Here is a 22,437-nt window from a genome sequence, read left to right as displayed (position 1 = left end):
GACTATTTCATTGATTGTGTTATTTGGCTTTTGCTAGTAAATAAAGAAAATATGGAACACTAATGACTGTAATAACGATTCCTGTCGGCACATCTCCTACGAGGCTAACCGTGCGCGTAATCGTGTCAGCCATCACCACGACTAGTCCCCCGGCCAAGCTGGCAGCCGGAATGAGCAATTTGTGATCGGGACCGACCAGTTTTCTCGCCATATGCGGAGCGATCAAGCCAACGAAAAAGAAGCTTCCTCCCACGGCTACACTGCCAGAGGATAAAGCAACAGCAGCGATTGACAACCCCAAAAACTGCCGCTTCACGGAAACACCAAGCCCCTGTGCTGTCTGATTGCCCAGATGGAGGGCATTCAGTATGCGCGCCTTGTAAAAAATATAGCCGAGTAAGATCAAGACCCATGGTGTCAGTATGGAAATATAGCCCCAATCATCGCCCCATAGGCTCCCCGCCAGCCAATACAGCATGAAGTTCATCTGCGAATCATCCAGCTTGAGTGTCAAGAAAGTCGTCAGCGCTCCATACCCGCTTCCTAGCGCGACCCCGGTCAAGATCAAACCGATTGGCGAGATGTCTCGTCCGCGGCGATACGATAATAAGAAGATCAAACCCGCCGCCAGTAGTCCGCCAACAAAAGCCAACAGAGGCAGAGCAATGAAGGAACTCTTCCCTGTTGGTGCAATGAATACAACGAAGAACAGGACAAACAAACCCGAGCCCGAACTAATTCCCAGTGTTCCCGGACTAGCCATGTCATTGCGCAGCAAACTCTGCATCACGACCCCGGCCGCTCCCATTCCCAGACCTACCAAGATCGAAAGTACAATTCGTGGCAAACGAAAATCAAACACAATCAGATTCTGCTTATCGGTACCGTTTCCTATGAGAACGTTCAGCACTTCTAGCGGTGAAAGATTCATCTTGCCAGAATTCATGCTAATGATCGCAAACACAACGATGAGTGCCATAAACACTACATTGATGATAATGCCTCGTTTCACCGTATAACGCCGTTTGGTCATTCGTATTCCCTCCTTTGTCTTCGAGCCAAGAAGAGAAAGTACGGTACACCAATGATGGAAAATATAATCGCAATCGGCGTTTCGAACGGTTTATTGATCAAACGTCCAGCCAAATCGGCCGATACGGTCAGCAACGCACCATATAACGCCGCTGCTGGAATAATGTATCGATAGTCGACACCTACCATATATCGAACAATATGCGGGGTAATCAGACCCACAAAACCAACCGGGCCAACCACAACAACAGCCAATCCCGTCAGCACGAGTACAATAATTGTCGATAAAATCTTGACCAGTCCGCTGCGAATGCCGAGTCCACTTGCCACATCATCACCCAAACTGAGCAATGTAACGGAAGGGGATAGCGCCAGTGCCAGCAGTATACCACCAACAAAGAGCGGTGAGATAATCAGCAATTCTCCCCATTTGACCCCCGCTGTACTACCCGCCGTCCAGAATGTCAATGCTCGGCCCAGGTTATAATTGATCGCCAAATACTGGCTGAGTGCGCCAAACAACATTGAAATAGACAGACCTGCCAGCACAAGCCGCTGAGGCGTCATTCCGCGATTGCCCAGTGACGCGGTAAAGTAAGTCATACCGGTGGCGATCGCCGCTCCCAGACAAGCGAACAACATCATCTGCCAATACGAATAACCCGGCAGAAAGGCCAGGCATAGTGCAATTGCAAATGCTGCGCCAGAGCTAATCCCCATGAGCCCGGAGTCGGCCAGCGGATTGCGCGTTGTCCCCTGCATGATAGCGCCACATACCGCAAGGCTGCACCCAACGATGAGATCTGCTACGGTACGCGGAAGACGCATGGTTTGAATAATTTGATGTTCAGTGAGCATTGGATCAAATCGGAAAATAGCCTCCCATACCGTTGCTAACCTCATATCAGCGGCACCAAACATAATCGATGCCGCCGACATGAGAACCGTTAATCCAAGCCCTACAGCCATGTACATGGTGAAGTTCATCGCCCCACGGCGTTTTTGTTCAGGCTTGCTTTTCATCTCGTTTCCCTTTCATCACCTATTGACAATCCAAACGAATATGGAAATTAACGTCCATAAATTCGACTGGTCATGTTTGATAATTGGAGTTCTCATTTGAAATTTCGTTCAACTCTTATTTAGCTAATGCCAGCAACTGACTAACAATATAATCAATCAATGCACTGGAAGTCATTACGTCCGTGGACCAAGATAGCGAAGAATCCACCTTTACGATCCGATCATGTTGCACAGCAGGTATGGAATTCCACACTGCATTATCAGCAGCAACGTTTCCATCTCCTAAAAAGATCATATAATCCCCAGAGTAAGCGGGTAATACTTCCATGGAGACATCACCCCAATATTTATCCGCATCGATAATATCCGTTTGGACCTTTGGAGGTGCCTGCAATTGAAGTTCATTGTAAACAAGCTCACCAACCGCATGCTTGGCTCCAGCTATGTAGTTACTTTTATCACTGAATTCTCCAACCGTAATCTTCACATCGGATAGACCCGCATTCTGAAAGGCTAGCTTGGATTCTTCGATTTTTCCGTTATAAGCATTCAAAACAGCCTTAGCCTCTTCCTGCTTGTTCAAAACATCGCTAATAAAATGTATCCGCTCTTCTGTAGTCATATCACCATAAGGAACATAAATGGTCGGGGCAATTTTGGATAAATCATCATATGACTCATCGCTCCATGCCAAAATGATGAGATCAGGCTCAAGCGTCATGATATCTTCCGGCTCCATGGCTACTTTTACGGAGTCTGTAATCTGGTTAGCATAAACAGGCTCCATCTCGCCCCTTGCCGCTCTTGCCACACCTAAAGGAGTTACACCTAGGGCTACCACATCACCAACCAAATAATCGACTACAACTCGCTGAGGATTGTTAGGTACCTCAACATCACCCTTTACTGTGGTTATTGTTCTGGTCTGCGAGACTGCTTCCGAAGCTCCTGTCTCCGCCCCTTCCTGTTGTGTCGTCTGCTGTGTCTGCGCGGGTGTTGTATTCACCGTTCCCCCATTATTCGCTGGCGTCCCTGACGTACATGCCGTCAATAACATCATCATGCTTATCGCCGCTGCCAAAATCATTTCTTTACTTCTTAATGATCCAAACATAATTGATTCCCCATCTCTATAAGACTTGACTAGACTCGCTAGTTCCCTCTCATCGTAATTTAATTGAGAATCATTATCAATACCATCAACCTGCATGGATAGTGCGTTTATTTTCCGATAATCACTTGGGGTCATCTTGTAATGTTTCTTAAACATTCGGAACAGGTTTTTCTCATCTGCGAAACCAGCTCCAGTTGCGATTTCTTTAACCGTCGCTTCTGTATGTTTCAAGTCATGACAGGCAGCTTCAATCCTTCTCTGAATGAGATACTCCTGTAAGTTCATCCCTTCCCTTTTTTTGAACAACCGCGTCAATTGTCCCCCACTGATCCCAAACATATCGGCAATTTGTTGAAACATAATCGGTTCCCTGTAATGTTTATCGAGATATTTCTTGGCAGAACAGGCTGGATCTGGCTGGAGATATCGAATCTCACCACCCTCCAAATCCCTGTACACCTCATGAATCAAATGATAAAAAAAACTTTTGGCCTGTAGCTGATCCATCGCCTTGCCACGTTTCCAGCCATTCATCATCCGTTGGAACCAATCGCGTAGCAAAATGGGATTACTTGGGGTGTATCCAAACTGTTGAACAAATGGATTGACTTGCTCCAGTAATTGTTGCAGATGTTTCTTGAAAAAGAGAGGCGATTCTGCTCTATAAAACACCATAAAAGTCTCCACAATCTCCCCTTTAGGTGTGATACTGAGCAGGCTCCCCTTGCCGCCGTGAATTAAACCAAAGCGTTCCATTGCAAATGTGGTTTCATTCAGTTGGATTTGCGCTTCTCCCCCATATGCATAGATAAACATGCTACTAGGCATTTTATATTGCTCCAACGGGTATTGTGACGCTACGTTCTGAAAGCGTACATCTATTAATGTAATGATCGAACGTGTCCATATGCTGGCCATCATATCAATCATCTCCGGTGTAAATCCCTGTCTTGCTTCTTCCTCTTGCATCTATCCGCACTCCTCATTTCACTTTTTCCCATGTATATATCACCCATTAGTTGATATTGATTATCAATATCATATTTCATCAGGTAAGTATATCATCATTAAGTGATATTGGGGAACAGGAAGCGGACGTTATGCTGTTCATCAGCTTTCGTAAAAAGACTAAAAAAAGAAAACTTGATAGTACAAAAAGAAGCCTGATCCATATGGATCAGGCTTCTTCATTAGTTTTTTTGTTTTCAACAAGTTTCCGTAGTCACCATGTGTTCCTAGTCACCTGCGACCGAATATATTACGACTTTGCAGGTTTCCGAGAAGATTTGGATGAACTCGATTTTTTATTCTTTTTCTGACTTACTTCCACAACCACAGGCTCGTGCGGGTGTTCCACCGGGTACATTTTACGGAACAATAACGTCTGTAGTACCAGGAACGAACCCCCAACCGTCCAGTAGAGCGGCATGGCTGCCGGGGCCGAAAGAGAAAAGAATGCCATCATCAATGGGGAGAGATATCCCATAATGGCAAACTGTTTTCGCTGCTCAGGTGCCATATTGGCTTGTGATACCTTGGCTTGAATCAGATAAATAACCGCGACCACCACAGCGAGAACATAGTCCGGCGCTCCCAGTTTGAACCACAGGAACGAATGGGAAGAAAGTTCTGGTGTAAGTCGGATGGCTGTGTAAATACCTGAAAGGATAGGCAACTGAATGAGCATCGGCAAGCAACCAATATTTAGCGGATTGAACTTATGTTTCTTGTATAACTCCATCGTTTCTTGAGACAGCTTTTGCTTATCAGCAGGGTCGTTTTTGCCTTCATATTTTTTCTTGAGAGCATCCATTTCAGGTTTCATGGCGTTCATGATAACTCGAGTTCCCTGCTGGGACTTGGCTTGACGCATCATCAATGGCAACAGTGCTAATCGAATGACCAGCGTGATTACAATAATCGCGACCCCGTAACTTCCGCTAAATATGGTGGCAATGTGCTGTATTAAGTACGACAGCGGAAATACAATATAGTGATTAAAAAATCCCGGTGTCGATGAAGTAATCTCCGACACGTTATTGCTGCATCCGGCAAGCAGCATGACTGCAAACAAAATAGCAATCAGGCCATAGATCCGTCCCTTGCCTGATCTAAAAGTGAACCCCTTGTTAGTCTTATGTTCCATATATATCCTCCTCGTTGATTTGTTGACCAATCGTTCAACGAGGAATGACAATCTGGTTCATCTTCATCGGGCGCTTCTCTTCGTCTAATCATGCGGCTCCAGTCTTCCTGTCTGTGCTGTCTGTCCAAACACAGGGCGGGAAGTACAGGTTCAAGTCCACCACCGGCGCCACCTTCCACCCAGTACTCCGTCATGCCACAATGAAGATGGGCAATATAGGCATAACTGACGGTGAAGATGAGTCCAATCGAGAATAAATATGGTAATAACTCCTGCAGTTCAAACAAGGGATTCACCCCCTTTATAGGTTCATTTTTATATTATAACACTTACATATTGTTTTTGCATAAATCCGTACGTGAAAACAACTACTATTCAGCTATTCCGTTCTCAATTTGGACATTTCTAGCTCAGCTCGGTGTCTTGCCACGTTATAAGAAGGCCAGGAACGATCTGATGTATCCATATCCAGATATGCTTGATGTTCCAGCATTTCCCTCTTGAGATCAGGATACTCCTCAAGAGCAAACTCACGAAGTAACGGAACTGCATCTGCTGACAGACTCGCCAGATAGGTTGCATCAATATTGCCAGTCTGATGATAACGTTCAATATTCAGCTCGGCAATCCGTTTATCCATGCCCACATAGTTCACAGCAACATATGCAGTGAGCGCAAGCACAATATACCAGCGGATCAGCGGTATTGACGTATAGCGTATACGAAGGCCAGCAATCAGCAACAGGAGTGCAAGGAAGATCATGAATGCGTGTACCAGGAAGCGGATGTACGTATATCCATATGCCTGCTCATAAAGATTTAGGCGCATAAACGCGGAATACAACATAATTGCTGAACAACTGACCAGAATCAGGAGAAGTACCTGATGCACGATGGAACCCGCTTTGCCACTCGGACGGGTATACTGCAAAGCAACAATAAGAATAAAGAAGTTAATACCTGTGACGAGAATCAACTCCACAAATCCACTTCTCGCATACTCTGCGTAAGACAGTTCTACCGGAAGATGTCCCTCTCCAGCACCAAAAAGATACGAAAACTGTACAAGTACAAACAACACGTACACAAAGTTGATAACGATCAGCATCGTACCCACAATGATGGGGTCCAATCTAAATGCTTCCTGATGAACCGGAGGGCGTTCGGGCTCGGGTGTAATCTTATTCGTAAACTGACCTTCAGTAGCCGGGTTCACAGCAGAGACTTCCTGCATATGATTACGCGTAATAGACGTGGATGCAGCTCCATTTTTCCAATGCGCGTTCTCTCTCTTCTCTGCCTCATATTGCATTGGCTGCACAAATCCCCATACATAACCGAACAGCACTATACCCACAATGACAATCCAGATGATTCTTGGTATCCCTGGAGTAAAAGCCAGCTGATTCAACCACTCCGGAAAACCGGCTAAATATTGATCAAAGACGCCGTCAGCGGAGGACAGTAATGCGATAACTACAATGAGGATAGGCAAGGATGCCACAAGGCCAATGAACACTTTGAAAACAACCGTTTTCTGTGATTTGCCCATGCCGCGCCCGCCTGCTCTCACAGCAATGGCCGCAACCGTCCCCCAATGACGTATCGCTTGAGGCAGCACATGGTCAATCGCCGTACCGATCAACCCTATTTCCCACCACTGCTTCCGTTTTCTGCCCATCAGATACGTCATATGTAAGATAACTACGCCGGGTACAACCAGGAAATTAAGAACACGCAGCAGTTCATTGTCGTAGAACAGGAACGTTAGCGACAACAACAGCACTAAACCCGCCACAAATGCATCAATGAACTTGAAAGACCTCATGCGGTCACGTGCAAACAGATACATGAACACATAAAAGAGAATTACAAAGATAGGATACGATACGCCAAGCTCATTACCATAGAATAAATACTGGTGAATGATAGCCAACATCCATGCGGACAGTAGCGTGATTAGTGCGCGTTGCGGTGAAGACATTATTTTATTAATCATGGGAAAAACCTCCATTAACCTTTCTATGCTATATTCTAGATGATAAAATAGGAATATAAATAGAAATTAAAATCGACAGAACTTCTTATTTTAGAGGAATACGTCAGAGTTCACCTCCAGGAGGGAATCAACACTTGAAATTACATCAGCAATATCTGCTGTTGCATCGTCATTACGGTCACCATACAGAACATGAACTTACACTCGCCGATCTCGCTGAATTGCTAAATTGTACGCACCGCAATACGTTAACAATTGTCAAAAAGATGGTTGCACAGGACTGGATTCATTGGGTTTCCCAGCGTGGCCGTGGTCGGCGTTCTTCACTGACTTTGCTTGTTCCGGCTGATCAAATCGCCGCAGAATATATGATGCAGGCCATGAATCGCCGGGAGTTGCAGGAAGCTGCCGAGCAGGTGAGCGCATTTTCCAGTTCAACAATCATGCAGGATCATCTAAACCAGTGGTTGCTTGGGTATTCGGGACATCATACAGAATCCGGCACCAATAATGAGCAGATTGATACACTTCGATTGCCCCTGCGCCAACAACTTCATGCGCTTGATCCGCTGTACATTAATCTGTTGGCTGAGTCCTTTGTTACCAGTCATGTCTATGACGGGTTGGTTCAGCGGGGTGAACAAGGAGAGATCCTTCCCTGTCTGGCTCATACCTGGGATGTCAGTGCAGACCGAAAGACCTGGATTTTTTATCTGCGAAAAGGTATTACTTTTCACGATGGTCAGATGCTGACGGCCCATGATATTGTACATACGTTTGAACGACTGCAATCTACAGATCGCCGGACACTGTACAGTGATGTAAATAAACAGATTCTTTCTATTGAAGCGGTTGATTCCTTAACCGTGATTTTCCAGTTGAAAGACCCTCACGAATTGTTTTTGTCTTTTCTGACAACAAGTCGTGCGGCGATTGTACCCTCACCCGGAAAAAACGAACAGAAGATAAAGCATTCGGGTGATGCGCACGGGATGCAAAAACCTGTCGGGACGGGGCCGTTCAAGGTCACTGCCTGGGATGATCACTTGTGCAGACTTGAAGCCTTTTCATCGTATTTTCAGGGTAGAGCACATATGGACCGTGTAGATATCCTGCAAATTCCGTGGAGTGCCTCGGCAAAAATAGACGATAGCCAAGATATCGAAACTCCGTTCTTTCATCTTGTTCATAATCCGTCTTCGTCTGAGGGTGCAGACTGGACACAAATAAGTGCAGGTGTAATGGTTCAAAAATTACTCACGTGTAATACGCAAAAATCCGGACCGTTAAACGATCCGGAAGTAAGAGCCTACCTTCAGTTATGCCTTGCTGGAATGAATAGTGATGACGGACATGCGTATGACTCTGAGGTTGTCGCTACTGACTCTGTTGCCGTGAATATCGGGATGGTTGAGCAAGAGGGATTTAGAGATATTATTAAACGACTCACTTGGCCTAGTCCCATTTCCCTGCACATTGCAACCATTCCACAATATCGCAGGGATGCTCAACATTTGGCATCCATATTGGAGCGCAGCGGTTTCACCTGTACCGTCCGTACCGCTACGATGGAGCAGTTCAAAGGGAATCTGCGGCTGGAATCGGATCTGATTCTCTTCTCGCTCATTCGGGACAGGGACGAAGAACTGCGCAGGTATGATCTCTACTCCACGTTATCTGAGCATCTGGAAGATTCTGCTCGTATAACGATTCATAAGATTTTGCAAACCATCGTCGCCTCTCCAACCGCAGCAGATCGAACTTCTGAATTAGATCAAATTGAGAAATTCTTGGTAAGTCAGAACTTACTGTTCCATTTATCCGAGAAACCGGTAGAAACCGCTTATCTGCCTTCTGTGCGTGGTCTATCTTTCAACAGCCAGGGCTGGGTGAACCTGCGTCATATCTGGTTTCCTTCGCAGGTAATCAAGTGAGACTACAATGTGAACTATGCTAAAATAAACAAAATAACTTACATTCCATACGATCTTCTAACATACTGAGGAGGCATTACATTCATGAGCAAACTAATTTTCTTTCTCGGCGGGGCCGGAAGTGGCAAGACCACCCTTGCCAAAGCCCTTTCCCGTAAACATAAAGCTGCTTTCTTCGATATGGACATTCTGCTTCGTCCCGCGGCTGAGGCGATCATGACCCTTCAGGGACTTGATCCATCCGATCGAGATTCGCCTGAATACAAAAAGTTGTGCCGTGATCTTGGATACCGCATTACGATGGACGCTGCTCTGGATAACGTTCAGTTGGGTATTGATACCATCGTTGTAGGACCCTTTACCAAAGAAATTGGAACCATCGATTGGATTGCTCAGGAACTTGCACAGATCGGACGTACCCTGGATGATACGGATGTGCGTGTGGCCTATATATATCTGGAAAATGAAGCATTGTATCACAAGCGAATCACAGCGAGACAATCTCCATTAGATGAATGGAAGTTAGCCAACTGGGATTCGTTCACAGCTTCTCTCGTCCGAAAGGAAGTGGCCTGGCCACTCCCTGCTTCATCCGTCGCCTATATCAACAATTCCAGTAATGACTCAGCCATCGCCTATGCGGAACTTGAACGACGGATGTATGAGTAGCTTACATATCTAACTACCGATCCCTTCGCACTGTAAAGCTACCCTTAGAAAATAAGAGGTGGAACAAAAAGAGGTATTTGTCGAGACACCTGTTGGGTCCATCATGACAAATACCTCTTTTCATATATTTAAGATCATTCGAAACGCACTTTGGCATCCTCTACGTTTGCGGGATCACGCAAAAATAAGTGTGCACTACGGAATCGCCAATGTAGTCGAACTGATAGATTGTAGATGTGACTCAAATGTAAGAGATTATACATAACTTTAAACAAAGGAGAATTTCATGAAATCTGACGTAGTCACTTATCCAACTCAACTACAGAGCTACAAATCTAATCCTAAATGGAAACGTACCGTAGCCAACATCCTTCTGGTTGCATCTCTGAGTTTCACCACAATATCCAGTGTATCGACGGAGAGCAGTCTCCCTCTACCTCAGGAAACTGAATCGTTCATCAATCAATTCTTCACCCAACCTGAAGTGAAGTCTGCTCTGAAAGGTGCTGTAGTCAAAGGCTATCAGGCAGGGATTCTCGGTGACGTAGCACTCCCTAAGAAACATTAAAGCACGGGAACATTTTACGAGAACAACAAAAGAGCGGCAGAACCCCTCTCAATGCAACCTAAGGTATGTTCTGAACCGCTCTATATGTTGGTTTACTTTCCAATAAGATCTTCCTATTGAGGTGCATTCATGTTTGATGCGGTTGCTCCTTATCCGCGCTGACGCGCCGCGTGACGTTCAGCAATGCGAGACGTAATCAATCCATGACTTTTATCGATCTCTTCCGGTGTACAGACCGCTTTCAGCTCATATACTTTCACTGGAGAGCGATCGATGATATCCAGAAATGAATCGAAATAGATCATGTCTTGACTATGAATATAAGGACACCAGTGATCGGACAACCCTACCGTTTCATGGATGTGAACCCCCACAACATGATCGATCAGCGCATTCGCTTCACGCACGTTGTCATACAATCCCATGCGATCCATCATCATGCCGTGGCCGATATCATACCATAAACCAAGCGGTGCCCCCTTCATCTCACCAATGAGCGATCCCGCTTCCTGTAGCGTAGGCATCTGATAACAGCGTGAACGGGTTTCAATTCCAAAATTCACACCGTATCCACGTTGCTCCGAAAGATTGCATACCTCTTCCAAACTTTCCTGTATACGTTTCAAGTAATGTTCACTTCCAGCCTGCCGCTTCTCCAACATCTCCTGCCACAACGCTTGATAAGCTGGTGAATCCTTGCCTTGCTCGTTATAGATTTTTTTCAGAGCTTCATCGATGTTATACTCAAACGGCACTTCCCCCGGGTGCACAACAACTGCCTTCGCACCGTAGCGATGGGCATATTCAGCAGAACGAAGCAAAAGTTGAATCGCCCTTTTACGCCGCGGCTCATCGTCGAATCCGAGCAACACCGAATCAGTACCATAATCGGGATCAGGTACATGCGGAAACGTGTTATGCACACTGGATACACCCACTTGCCCGCGTTCAATCATCGGTTCAATCGTCCGCAATAACTCATCCGTCACATTATAGTTTAACTCTACCTGTCTGAATCCAAGCGACAGAATCTCTTCGATCATGCCTTCGCCATTCGTATGCCGCTTGATATTCCAGCATGTCGAGAATGAGTACTCTTTTTTGTCTGTGTACATTTACTCTGCCCGCCTCCTTCCGTACTTTAACCCTATCATAGCCCTTCTAATAGCCTTCTAAAAAAGTCCACTCATAGTCTTCTACCTAACCCTGTGATACCGTCTTGCATCCTTTATCTATTCATTGATCCCGAGTTCAAACCTCATCCGGTTTGCCGTCACGCCCGGAACATAGCGGTAAATTACTTCAGCATAGTCGGTATACATTAACACTGTCGGCGCTGGGGCTTCGGCTTTTACAGAACAGGTTAGCCCCGGAAGCGTCCAACGTGTTGGTTGTAAATGCTGTGGATGCAGGTGAGGTCCTTTAATTTCAAAATAAACCTCAATCTCCTCCGCCGTATCCAGCTGCACCTCGATATTCAATGACTCCGCTGTGACTTCCGCTTCAAAAATAATGCCGCGCAAATGGCTGTTCCAGTCACTGCCTGCTTCACGCCGAATCAGACGAAGGTAATACCGGTCTCCTGTCTCGGTTTGCCAATGAATGGTCGCAGGATGCATCTGACCGTTGGTGTTGCGACTGCCGGACATGGCTCCTATCATTCGTTTCTCACCAATCCAGGCCGATGCCGTACACAAATTCCGGTTTGCTTTGGGATCGTTGCGTTCACACAGCTCCATGAACTGTTTTTGCACGAGTCGATCTCCTTGATGGGCTTTGAAATACGGTACAGCCTCTTCAGGGACATCAACACCCAATAACGCTATCATCGGATCATGCCCCGATTCACAGTTCATGCCTGTTAAATACTCGTAACCTTCTCCCAGTAAAAGATAGAGAAACACGCCGATGGAGCTATGTTCCCGCATTTCCATATCATATGCCCTAGCAAATGGCCCGGATAGATTCTCCAGATTGGCATTGTAATACAGCGCAATATTGTTCCATAATCCATGCTCAATCTGGTGAGTAATTTCAGTCATACGCTCAGTTATAGCATACTTTCGGAACATCCCAAGTACGGCGAGATCCACCCCGTAATAGGTCGTCGTATTGAATTCCGCAAACGTGCCGCCGTACTGCTCAAACTCCTGTAACAGACCTTCGGCTTGTTCATCCGCATGCTTAATCCAATCCGCCTGCTGGAACCGATGTCCATAATAATGGGTAATGAAAATATGCATCAGTTCAATGTTGGTGTTCATCGGAATCACATCTGACCGTCTGCGCTCCACGGAGCCCTGAACAGCTCGTTCCATCGCTTCATCCATCCGCTGAATAAGCTTACCCGGCAGCATTTCTGCAAACTCGGCTGTCGCTATAGCACACACACATGCGATAAATTCCCGCCAATTCGGATCATAACTGATCCAGACCGGGGGCAAAACAGCGTTCACGGACGCATAAAACAGCTCTTTTATTTGCTTGGCGTCTGCGCCTTCCTTAAGCAAATCATTCTCTTGCTGCAGATTATGAATAAACTGCGCAGACACCTTCTCAAAGGTGCGTTCCAGGAAATAGGCTGTGCCTGGCGCAAATGATTTCCATGCATAATGACCCTCAGGTGGGTGCCCTTCATTTGTCTGGGTCGCAAAGGTGCCGTGATAGATTTCTTCCGGCGCATCATATTGATAATCCAGCACTTTGTGTAGTACACGAACAGCCCGCTCCACATCGCCGGGCTCCTGACGAATCAGCAAGCCCAGCGCATAATGTGCACTGCCTCGTGTACCGTGCTCGGATGCATCGTCTTCAAAGCTGCGAAGCAATGCGAATTCATCGTCATAAAAACGATCCATCATGACCATGGACTGGTGTACTAGATGCTGCTGCTCCTTGGACATCTTCTTAACCATCGGTTGTGTCATGCCTATGACCTCCTGAGACGTTAACCTTTTACAGCACCTACCATTACACCGCTAATGAAAAATCGCTGCAGCCACGGATAGACAAGCAGGATTGGCAACGTCGAAAATATTACGCTGGCTGCTTTCAAGCTTTCCGGTAACACATGAACCGCGCCAATACCTTCGTTTTGCATCAGCTCGGTGATTTGGTTTTGCTGAATCATCTGATATAACTTTAATTGTAACGGATACAATTCCGGTTTGGTAATATACATTAATGCATCTTGGAATCCATTCCAGCGTCCTACAGCGTAAAACAGGCTGAGTGTCGCCATTACCGGAAGAGACAACGGCAAAATAATGCGAATCAACGTTCCAATCTGCGTACTGCCATCAATATCTGCAGCCTCCTCCAGACTCTCCGGGATGCCGCGGAAAAAGGTGATCAGAATAATCATATAAAACGGGCTGATCAGGCCGGGAAGAATTAATCCCCATGTGCTGTCAAGCAGATGCAAATTTTTGATCAAAATATACTCCGGGATAATGCCCCCGCTAAAAAACATCGTCACAACAATGACCAGCATGAACCACTTTCGTCCTCTCAGACTGCTTTTGGCAAGGGGATATGCTGCCATAATCGTCATAAGCATACTTAGCACCGTACTCAGAACCGTCAGCCAGATCGTGTAGATCAGGGAACGAATCATGGAACCATCACCAAACACCTTACCATAGGCCTCCCAGGACAACTCTTTTGGGAAAAAGGAAACCTCTCCCGAACCAATGGCCCGATTCGAGCTAAGCGAGATCGCAATGATATGGATGAATGGTGCAAGGCATAATACCATCGCAATGACAATCAGAGTTACATTTACTGTGTTGAATATTCGATTTGCCGTGTTTTCCGACATCTCACTCACTCCTTACAGATCATAGATGGACACCGTGTTGCCGCAGATGCATTCGTTCCGTTACATAATGCTCTCATCTGTCAATTTTTTAGATGCGTAGTTAGCACCGAGGATGAAAATCAGTCCAACGACAGCTTGGAACAGTCCCACTGCGGTCGCCAGTGTCACCTGACCGGATTGCAGACCCAGACGGTATACAAACGTACTGAGTACATCCGAGTATTCGCGAACTGCTACATTTCCGATGATGAACGGCCGGTCAAAGCTGATGGAAATCATATTGCCAACGTTAATGATTAGTAAGGTAACAATCGTCGTTTTGATTCCTGGCAGGGAGATATGCCAAATTCTGCGCAAACGGCTGGCTCCGTCTACCTCGGCTGCTTCATAGAGCTCACGGTTAATGCCTGTAAGGGAAGCCAGATACAAAATCGTTCCCCAGCCTGCACTCTGCCACACCCCTACGGCGAGATACGTAAAGATCCAATAGTTTTTATCCGATAGAAACGGAAGCGGATCAAGCCCCATGCTCATTAACATATTGTTAATGAAGCCAGATTGAGTGCCAAACACCTGCAATACGATACCACCTATGATGACCCAGGAAATAAAGTGTGGAATGTAAAGCAGCGTCTGTGCCATCTTTTTAAACCAGGCGACCCGTAATTCAAAGAGCAGGATAGCGAGAATTAACGGTGCCGGAAAGGAGACAAGCAAGTCGAGTAAATTCAGAACGATTGTATTACGCAAGGCGGTGTAGAATCCCTGATTTTGAAACACTTCCTTAAATGCATCGAATCCAATCCACTCACTGCCGCCAATCCCTTGGAAGAAGTTAAAATCCTTGAACGCGATCTGTACCCCATACATTGGACCGTATTTGAAAATGATGAAGTATACCATTGGCAGTACAAGTAATGCATACATTTGCCAGTTTCTACGGAAATACGTACCTGTCTTCATAATGCTCCCCCCAAGTCGTGAAGGATGTCTCATGGAAGGCGATCTTTACATCGCCCTCATGAAATGTCCTGTTCAAATGCGGTCAGACCTGTCCAACCTGCGCCTTACGATGATTACTTCATCGCTTTGTAAGCCTCCGTGCGCTCATCAAGAATGGCCTGGCCTCCACTTGCCATATAATCACTCATCATGCTGTTATATACGGCTTCAAAATCAGCCGGTTTGGAGATCGTTGTTTTTACAATAAACTCCGAGAATTTATCTTTTAAGCCGTTACCATAACGAGATTCCGCTTCAATGGGTTTGGAGAAACGTACGGGTTGAATCGTGTCCGTATTGGAGATGGCTACCGATTTGCGCATATCATCCCGATATTTGGAATCCACCTGAACGACATAAGCCTCTTCGTTTTTCTTTTCATCTCCCACATATTTGCCGTTTACGATGATGGCAATGTCACCGGAGTTGTAGATCCGACCAGCAATTTCAGGCGAAGCATCTTCTTTGATCTGTGGTACACCGTCCACCAGCTGATAGTTTTCGTCTTTCACGCCGTATTGCAGGTCAAACAGGTTGTTGCCAGAAGCCATCCAATCCAGATATTTCATGGCTGCTTCTGCGTTTTGACTTGTTTTTGGAATCATGACATACATGGCATTTGGTGCATATGCCGGCTTTGCAAATTTACCTTCCGAATTTTTGAACGCATCAATCGGTGTCATCACCGCATCAGGTTTATTCGTTTGCAGGTTTTTATACGTACCTGAGATGTAAATCTCTCCTGCATCTTCACTGTAGAAACCTACTTTGCCGTTGGATACATCTTCCCACAGTTTTTTCTTGTCTTTATCCAGCCCGAAGTCTGCACTCATTAATCCCTCGTTATACAAAGTGTTCATATATTTCAGTGCATCTTTGAAGCCAGGCAGCAACGTTGGATAATCATTAGAGCCTAGCTGCTGAGTCAGTGTATATCTCTGTTCTTCCGTAAGAGGCTGGATGAAAGACCAGATCAATGGCTCATATTGGGCCGAAGCGATCGACATCCCCATAGGAATAAGTCCTGAGCCCACTTTGCCCGGATCTTTCTCCTTGAATGCTTTCAGGGCGGTGTGCAATTCTTCAGCCGTTTGAGGTGCAGGCAGTCCAAGTGCATCCAGCCAGTCCTGCCGAACATAAGAAGCGTACTTCCCTAACACCAGACGTTTACCGGGAACTGCGAATTGTTGCCCATCATACTGGCCGTATGCCAGCGTGTCATCACCCAAAAATGTTTTCAGATTGGTTCCTTCTTTGTTCAGCAGATCGGTTAACTCTGTCAAACCTCCTTGTGAGGCATAACGATTAAATGTACCGGAATCATAAGTGAATACAATATCGGGCACTTCAGAACCACTTGCCATGAGCACGTTAAGCTTCTGCACTTCTTCTGAGCGGGGAACGGGAACAAATTGAACATCAATATTGTTCGGGTCACCAAATTCCTTTTGAATGAAGCGTGTCAGATAACTATCGGAGATGGTGTAACCTGCCGGTGTATTTCCCCGGTCAAAAATTTCTACTTTCAACGTGGTTCTGTTCCCCGCACCCGCTTCCCCGGATGATGAAGTTGATGATTCACTACCTGAAGAACACGCGGATAATAATAGAGTGAATGCTGTTACCGCTGCGAGAATCGAACTTGCCTTTCCTGCCTTGCGTCTTTGAAATAATTTCATTTGACCTTTCCCCTTTCGCACTCATTCTGTAATGATTCACATGAACGCCACTCCGTTATGGTTGTCCAACTCGCTGCACCTGTGAATGTCATTAATTATTACATGATTTTCTGAAAATCGACAATAAACTATTTTCAAAACAGGTTAAAGCTATTTTATACGTCAAATAACCTATCTTCTAAACAAAATTCCTGACAATAAACTATTTTCACAACAATTATGTTATATAAGCTAACACATTTTTGAGTTATTCTCACTCTTTTTCAGATGGTAATTCTCCCTAATTCGACAATCAACGACAAACACTAATCTATTTTCCCGTTTTGTGTGTAAATAAAAAAGACCGCCTGATCCGCGGTCATTTCTAAACACTCTATGATGATATTATTCGCCTAGTTTCTTGGAGCAAGATTAAAACGTACTTCTCCAAAAAGTGGATCTACTGCACTTCCTCCGAATTCATTCAGCACATACCCTTTACTCTTATCAAGATGTTCCAGAATTAATACATTCAACTTCTGATCATCATGAATCCCTATGTATAGTTTAGAACATGTTGTTTATCTTCTAACTGTGTTTCTAAGTTATTATCCTATTTATCCTCATAAAAAACTCCACTACGCAGCAGCAAAATCTGCTCATATAGAGGAGTTTTCAATAATATCTTATTTTATTGAGAGCAAGACATCATCGATATCATAATCGACAGATTTATTCCACTCCACCTAACATCCTATTTAGGTTTATAGTTCTTCTTGCTTGCCATACTGCTTGCGATAATCCCCCGGAGTCACGCCAATCACACGTTTGAATACTCTGCCAAACGAGATCGCATTCGCGTAACCCACCTGCTGGGCGATATCCTGAATAGCCGTATCCGTTGAAGTCAGCATTCGGCATGCTTTTTCTACTCTCAATTTCACAAGAAAATCAACGAACTTCATATCGAATTCTTCTTTGAATAAATAACTCGCATATTTACCCGAGATTTGAAAACGGTCACTCAGGTGTTTCAGCGACAGATCCGGATCATCGAAATGCTCCTCAATATATACGCGCAGCTCATTAATCATCGCACGGTGACTTTTCGTTTCGTTAACGGCAACATAATTGCGATAGACTTCTTTGAGCCACTCCATCAAAATCCCCCGAATGTCTTCGAGTGTGTCGACTTCCTGGATTTGCGAGCGAAGCCGCAACAAAACGGGCTCATCAAATTGGTTCTGCAAACGTTCGGATAACTCCCCAAACTCACGCGCTAACATCTGAATCAGCGATTGCAAGAGCATACGAATATCCTTATCGTTCATTTGGTCTTCGTTAAACGCAATAAACATCTGGTCGAGCTGCGCTCGCCAGCCATCCCCCGTAAGCCTGAACTCCCGAACGATGTCTGCGAGCATTTGCAAATATTTGTACGAATGCAGTTCCATGTGGCCTGGCAGCTGTTCACTGAGCACAATGGCATTCTGACCAAGGGTAAGCCGGTGTTGCAGAGCTGTGTCTGCACTGCTATAGGATCGAGTGATTTCTTCCCAGCCATTTACCGTCTGCCCAATTCCGAATGTAAATCGAATCCGGAAATGCTCAGCAATCCACATATGCAGCTGTTTAGCCAAATCCATCAACAGTTCACGGCTCAGTCCTTCTTTTTCATTGGAGGCTACCACAACGATCAGACGACGATTGCCAAACCATTCTGCCCACGCACCAAACTTGCTCTCTTTCTGCACCAGTTCCTTGAACACATTCATCAGTGCCATTTTCAACGTATTGGAATGAGCGGGCAGATCTGTCCCATTCATCTCCGCTACCAATACAGCGGCGCACTGCGGTTCAAGAAACCTTTCCTCAAGCGGCTGCAAGTGACGAAGACGCTGACGAAAAGAATCTATACGTTCACCCTCCATCAAATCCACAAGCAACTGCCTGCGATGAATCAGTAGATTCTCATGATGCTGTTTTTCGTAATCTACCGTTTGAGCAATGAGATGTTCCAGCGCCCGGTCGATCAGTGCAAGCTCGTTTTTGACAGAAGGTGCGGCATTCTCTTCATGCACACGGGGCTGCAGCGCCTGAATGCGATTCATCATCAGCTGCAAGGGTTTTACGTTTCTACGTGTAATATAGATCAGACCTGCGACTGCACCAGCAATGGTGAGAACACCAATCCCAATCCACACATAGGACACCAGCGATACCCATGAATACAACTGACCTGTTTGAATGCCGCTCTCAAAGGTAAGCCCTAGCTTTTCAGCCTTAACCTGATTAAGGACATTCCCCTCTGAAGAGTGAATCTGATGAGCCGAATATACGAGATCCCCATTCGTATCCTTCACCTGTAGAAAAGAGAGATTCGCATCCGTCATGTTGTCAATTTGCCTCTCCAAGGCATACAACCGTACTGTAATAACAAGCAGACCTTCACCGCCCCAAGGCAGTGGCAGCCATTTATTCATACTGATGACCTGTGAAGGGACATCAAATGAACGTTCTTTGTAAGATCTGGGTTGATTCCAGCCCAGATTCAGTTTATTTTTCAACGCCTGTTCGATATACGATTTATCCTCAAAATCCTCAAGACTTACCATTCCTCTAGGTGTAATAATGCTTGAATCCGACATTCGGTAGAGATAAATCGATTGCACCATCCCCTGTTGATCCACCATACGGTTCAGATCACTAGCTGCATCATAAATAAACTGACTGGACAATTGTCCTTTTTCGGCTTCCAAAAAACGACTGTACATTTTGTTCGTTACAATTTCATCCAGCAGTCTCATCTCGATATCGCCTAACGAACGTTCCAATGTGCTGACAATGTAATGGGTGGAGATCATATCTGCTTTTCTGGTTTCTTTTCGTGACAGTTCGTTAACAATCAGGAAGGAGAGAAAGATCAGAATGGAAATCGTAAGCAGAAATAGGGGAAAATATGAATAAATCAACCTGGTGTGCCAAGTCCGCTTTAGATTTACCTTCACAGGCCTCAGTTCCTTCCGTTTCACTTTAGTTTCTAATCTATCTGTAGTTTATTTATAGTCTATTTCTACACTTGTTTCTACGCTAACGGGTAGGCTCTTCTCTGTTCCTTGGCTTGTCGGCTGACGATGTACAGAATGATTGCCCCCATTGCCGCACTGATCGTACAAGCCAGATACATCATTGACGGACCGCCTGTATCCAGTAAGTAGCCGTTAAGCATATTCCCCACAATGCCTCCGAGTCCTGCAAACACCATGTTAAATAAGCTTTGACCTGTCGCCTGCATTTCACGTCCAGTAACAGACGCTACATATTCCACTGCCGCGATATAGAAAAATCCGAACGACAATCCGTGCAACACCTGAACACCAATCATCACTTCGGGACTCGGCCACAACCATTGAATTCCCCAACGCAACATGTAAGCTCCCGCCGCCAGCAACATGGTTCGTTCATGCCCCCACCTGCGTAACACATAAGCGGCTACCAGCATGGAGGGTACATTAGTGATGGAAGCGATCAAAAGAGCTGTACCCGTCAAGGCAACCGAGCCACCAGCCATCTGAAATGAAATAACAAAAAAGGAGTTAAATGCTGTGAGTGTCTGATTCACCAGAAAACAACCCGTGAGAAAGAGAAGGAACGTGCGATTTCGAAGTAATCTTGCCAAACCTACGGAGAAAGTTACCGAGGACGAGGAAATGCTCGTCTGCTTGGGGAGTGTGCCCGCCAGTATCGCGCTCAAGATGTTAAAAAGCAGAAAGGGCAACCATAACATATGAATGGAAAACTGGGAGAGATACATCCCTGCAGCGAATCCGCCAAGCCCTGTCCCCAGGCTTCCGAACAGCCGAATCATACCGTAAGAGGTATTCGCCGCTCTTGCTGCCGTTACCGCATAGGAGTCAGCTACAGGTATCTGTGTCACTTGAAATATAGTGCATAAAGTATAGATCAAAATTAAAATAATGTATACCTGAATATTATAAAAATACGCTAACGCCGCCGGAACAAGCAGGCTGACCACCAATACAAGGCGTGTCTTTTTGAATTTATCCACCAGAATCCCCCAGACAGGCTGGAGAATGATGGATATTAATGTTCCGAATGCCATGATGAATCCAGTATCCTTACTCGAAAAACCCTGAGCAACCAAAATCGGATTGATGTAAGGGTTAAATATGCCTCCGGCAAGTCCCATAAACAGATATAAACCCTGCAATTTAATTAATACAGCTTTTGCTTCATTGAATTCGGCTTTTGTTTTTTTTGTATTAGCCGTCATATGTCTATCACTCATCCGGATCTCCATCCTTTTATTTCTGTAGTCTCTGTGTATGGTTTACTCCTATTACTCTAGCCTCTATATACGTTCAAGGTGACGTCTAATGGAAGCGAGCGCCCCGATTGCCCCTGCTTTATTGCCAAGCTCAGCAATGACCACTTGAACCGGGAGCACAACATAACGTTTGAGTCTGGCCTGAACTTCATTCAGATAATAGGTTGGATTGGATGCAGCTACTCCGCCGCCGAGTACGATAATCGAAGGGTTCAGCAGCGCCGTAATATTCGCGAGTCCTCTTGCCATATAACGCATAGGCAGTTCCAGAATTTCAAGTGCAGCTACATCGCCTGATTCAGCCGCTCTGAACACATGTCTTGCTTCAATCTGTTCCACTTCACCTCCGGCCAAACTCCAGATCAGAGATAGTTCACTTCCCTTACCCGATTTAAAATAATGTCTCGCCCGCTCTGTAATGCCTGTACCAGACGTCACTTGTTCAAACACACCGAAGGCATCACCATCTGCTACATATTCGGAATTTAGTCCCTCATCACCGGTGATAAAATGTCCAATCTCACCGGCCGCCCCGTGCTGTCCACTGTGCAATTCTCCATTTAGAACGAGCGCAGCGCCAATGCCTGTACCCACAGTTACCATTACACTATGACGATGTCCTTTGGCTGCCCCCTGATCCACTTCTCCCATGGCCGCCATGTTCACATCGTTATCCAGAACGATCTTTCCACTGTAATACTTGGCGATGATCGGCCGAATATCTTCTTCGGGCCACTGAAATGCGGGAGCGTTCCGAAGCACAGCTTCATCTTGCAAAATAACACCCGGGAAACCTAGCCCCACACCCGCGAGTTGATCCCAATCACATCCAACTTCTGCACTGAACGTTTTTAATTCCGCGAATAACCACTGGAAAAATAGTTCCGGCTGCTCCGCGGATTGCGTTGGCAATCTTCGCTCATGAACTTCTCCACCACTGTTCTGATGGGATAACAACATCAGTATTTTGGTACCTCCAATGTCAACACCGGCAACCCATGAACCTTTCGTGTCGAACCCTTCAAGCTGTGCATGCTTCTTGTTACTTTGGTGCTCTGTGTGCTGACTTGCCGCGTTGCCCTGAACTGTTTCTGTCATTACACGTCCTCCTTGGCAGATCTGTT

Annotated in this window: 17 protein-coding genes; 3 read left to right on the top strand and 14 right to left on the bottom strand. The window is 45.7% G+C overall.

What is annotated here, in order from left to right:
• Window positions 1-19 precede the first annotated feature (19 nt).
• The 6 genes from ABIE27_RS17590 to ABIE27_RS17565 form a co-directional block, all read right to left on the bottom strand.
• Window positions 20-1,033: a FecCD family ABC transporter permease gene (locus ABIE27_RS17590; protein WP_429351092.1), complete on the bottom strand. Its 1,014-nt coding sequence runs from the start codon at window positions 1,031-1,033 to the stop codon at window positions 20-22.
• Window positions 1,030-2,055, bottom strand: a complete 1,026-nt coding sequence (locus ABIE27_RS17585; RefSeq protein ID WP_315935099.1) for a FecCD family ABC transporter permease — start codon at window positions 2,053-2,055, stop codon at window positions 1,030-1,032. The genes ABIE27_RS17590 and ABIE27_RS17585 overlap by 4 nt, the downstream gene beginning before the upstream one ends.
• A 115-nt stretch (window positions 2,056-2,170) precedes the next feature.
• A complete protein-coding gene (locus tag ABIE27_RS17580) occupies window positions 2,171-4,138 on the bottom strand; it encodes an AraC family transcriptional regulator (RefSeq protein ID WP_123063720.1) in 1,968 nt (655 codons plus the stop codon).
• A 289-nt stretch (window positions 4,139-4,427) separates the two neighbouring features.
• The gene (gene yidC, locus ABIE27_RS17575; protein WP_123063721.1) at window positions 4,428-5,315 is read right to left on the bottom strand and encodes a membrane protein insertase YidC; all 888 of its coding nucleotides are present in this window, start codon (window positions 5,313-5,315) and stop codon (window positions 4,428-4,430) included.
• Complete coding sequence (locus ABIE27_RS17570) at window positions 5,252-5,602, bottom strand: hypothetical protein (protein ID WP_240036721.1); 351 nt, start codon at window positions 5,600-5,602, stop codon at window positions 5,252-5,254. The genes yidC and ABIE27_RS17570 overlap by 64 nt, the downstream gene beginning before the upstream one ends.
• A gap of 92 nt (window positions 5,603-5,694) precedes the next feature.
• Window positions 5,695-7,314, bottom strand: a complete 1,620-nt coding sequence (locus ABIE27_RS17565) for a DUF4153 domain-containing protein (protein WP_429351091.1) — start codon at window positions 7,312-7,314, stop codon at window positions 5,695-5,697.
• Between the two features lie 134 nt (window positions 7,315-7,448).
• Between ABIE27_RS17565 and ABIE27_RS17560 the strand changes: the two genes are divergently transcribed.
• The 3 genes from ABIE27_RS17560 to ABIE27_RS17550 all read left to right on the top strand — a co-directional run bounded on the left by ABIE27_RS17560 (window position 7,449) and on the right by ABIE27_RS17550 (window position 10,485).
• A complete protein-coding gene (locus ABIE27_RS17560; protein WP_429351090.1) occupies window positions 7,449-9,248 on the top strand; it encodes an ABC transporter substrate-binding protein in 1,800 nt (599 codons plus the stop codon).
• Between the two features lie 84 nt (window positions 9,249-9,332).
• Window positions 9,333-9,917: an AAA family ATPase gene (locus ABIE27_RS17555; RefSeq protein WP_123063724.1), complete on the top strand. Its 585-nt coding sequence runs from the start codon at window positions 9,333-9,335 to the stop codon at window positions 9,915-9,917.
• Window positions 9,918-10,203: 286 nt separating this feature from the next.
• On the top strand, window positions 10,204-10,485 hold the full coding sequence (locus tag ABIE27_RS17550; protein ID WP_429351089.1) for a hypothetical protein: 282 nt from the start codon (window positions 10,204-10,206) through the stop codon (window positions 10,483-10,485).
• Window positions 10,486-10,634: 149 nt separating this feature from the next.
• Here the strand turns inward: ABIE27_RS17550 and ABIE27_RS17545 are convergent, their stop codons facing one another.
• The 8 genes from ABIE27_RS17545 to ABIE27_RS17510 all read right to left on the bottom strand — a co-directional run bounded on the left by ABIE27_RS17545 (window position 10,635) and on the right by ABIE27_RS17510 (window position 22,411).
• On the bottom strand, window positions 10,635-11,600 hold the full coding sequence (locus ABIE27_RS17545; protein WP_123063725.1) for a sugar phosphate isomerase/epimerase family protein: 966 nt from the start codon (window positions 11,598-11,600) through the stop codon (window positions 10,635-10,637).
• Between the two features lie 117 nt (window positions 11,601-11,717).
• Complete coding sequence (locus tag ABIE27_RS17540) at window positions 11,718-13,412, bottom strand: hypothetical protein (RefSeq protein ID WP_429351088.1); 1,695 nt, start codon at window positions 13,410-13,412, stop codon at window positions 11,718-11,720.
• 20 nt (window positions 13,413-13,432) lie between these two features.
• On the bottom strand, window positions 13,433-14,305 hold the full coding sequence (locus ABIE27_RS17535) for a carbohydrate ABC transporter permease (protein ID WP_429351087.1): 873 nt from the start codon (window positions 14,303-14,305) through the stop codon (window positions 13,433-13,435).
• A gap of 60 nt (window positions 14,306-14,365) precedes the next feature.
• A complete protein-coding gene (locus ABIE27_RS17530; RefSeq protein WP_123063728.1) occupies window positions 14,366-15,268 on the bottom strand; it encodes an ABC transporter permease in 903 nt (300 codons plus the stop codon).
• Between the two features lie 113 nt (window positions 15,269-15,381).
• Window positions 15,382-16,986 (bottom strand): extracellular solute-binding protein, encoded by a 1,605-nt coding sequence (locus ABIE27_RS17525; protein ID WP_429351086.1) that lies wholly within the window; start codon window positions 16,984-16,986, stop codon window positions 15,382-15,384.
• Between the two features lie 743 nt (window positions 16,987-17,729).
• Entirely contained in the window at window positions 17,730-19,937 is a 2,208-nt protein-coding gene (locus tag ABIE27_RS17520; RefSeq protein WP_429351085.1) for a helix-turn-helix domain-containing protein, read from the bottom strand.
• 113 nt (window positions 19,938-20,050) lie between these two features.
• Entirely contained in the window at window positions 20,051-21,274 is a 1,224-nt protein-coding gene (locus ABIE27_RS17515; protein WP_429351084.1) for an MFS transporter, read from the bottom strand.
• Window positions 21,275-21,337: 63 nt separating this feature from the next.
• On the bottom strand, window positions 21,338-22,411 hold the full coding sequence (locus ABIE27_RS17510) for an ROK family protein (protein WP_429351083.1): 1,074 nt from the start codon (window positions 22,409-22,411) through the stop codon (window positions 21,338-21,340).
• Between the last annotated feature and the right edge of the window lie 26 nt (window positions 22,412-22,437).

It is taken from the genome of Paenibacillus sp. 4624 (assembly GCF_050435065.1).
Lineage (GTDB): Bacteria > Bacillota > Bacilli > Paenibacillales > Paenibacillaceae > Paenibacillus > Paenibacillus amylolyticus_D.
Note: the sequence above shows the minus strand (reverse complement) of the source record. Positions and strands in the feature narration are given on the sequence as shown.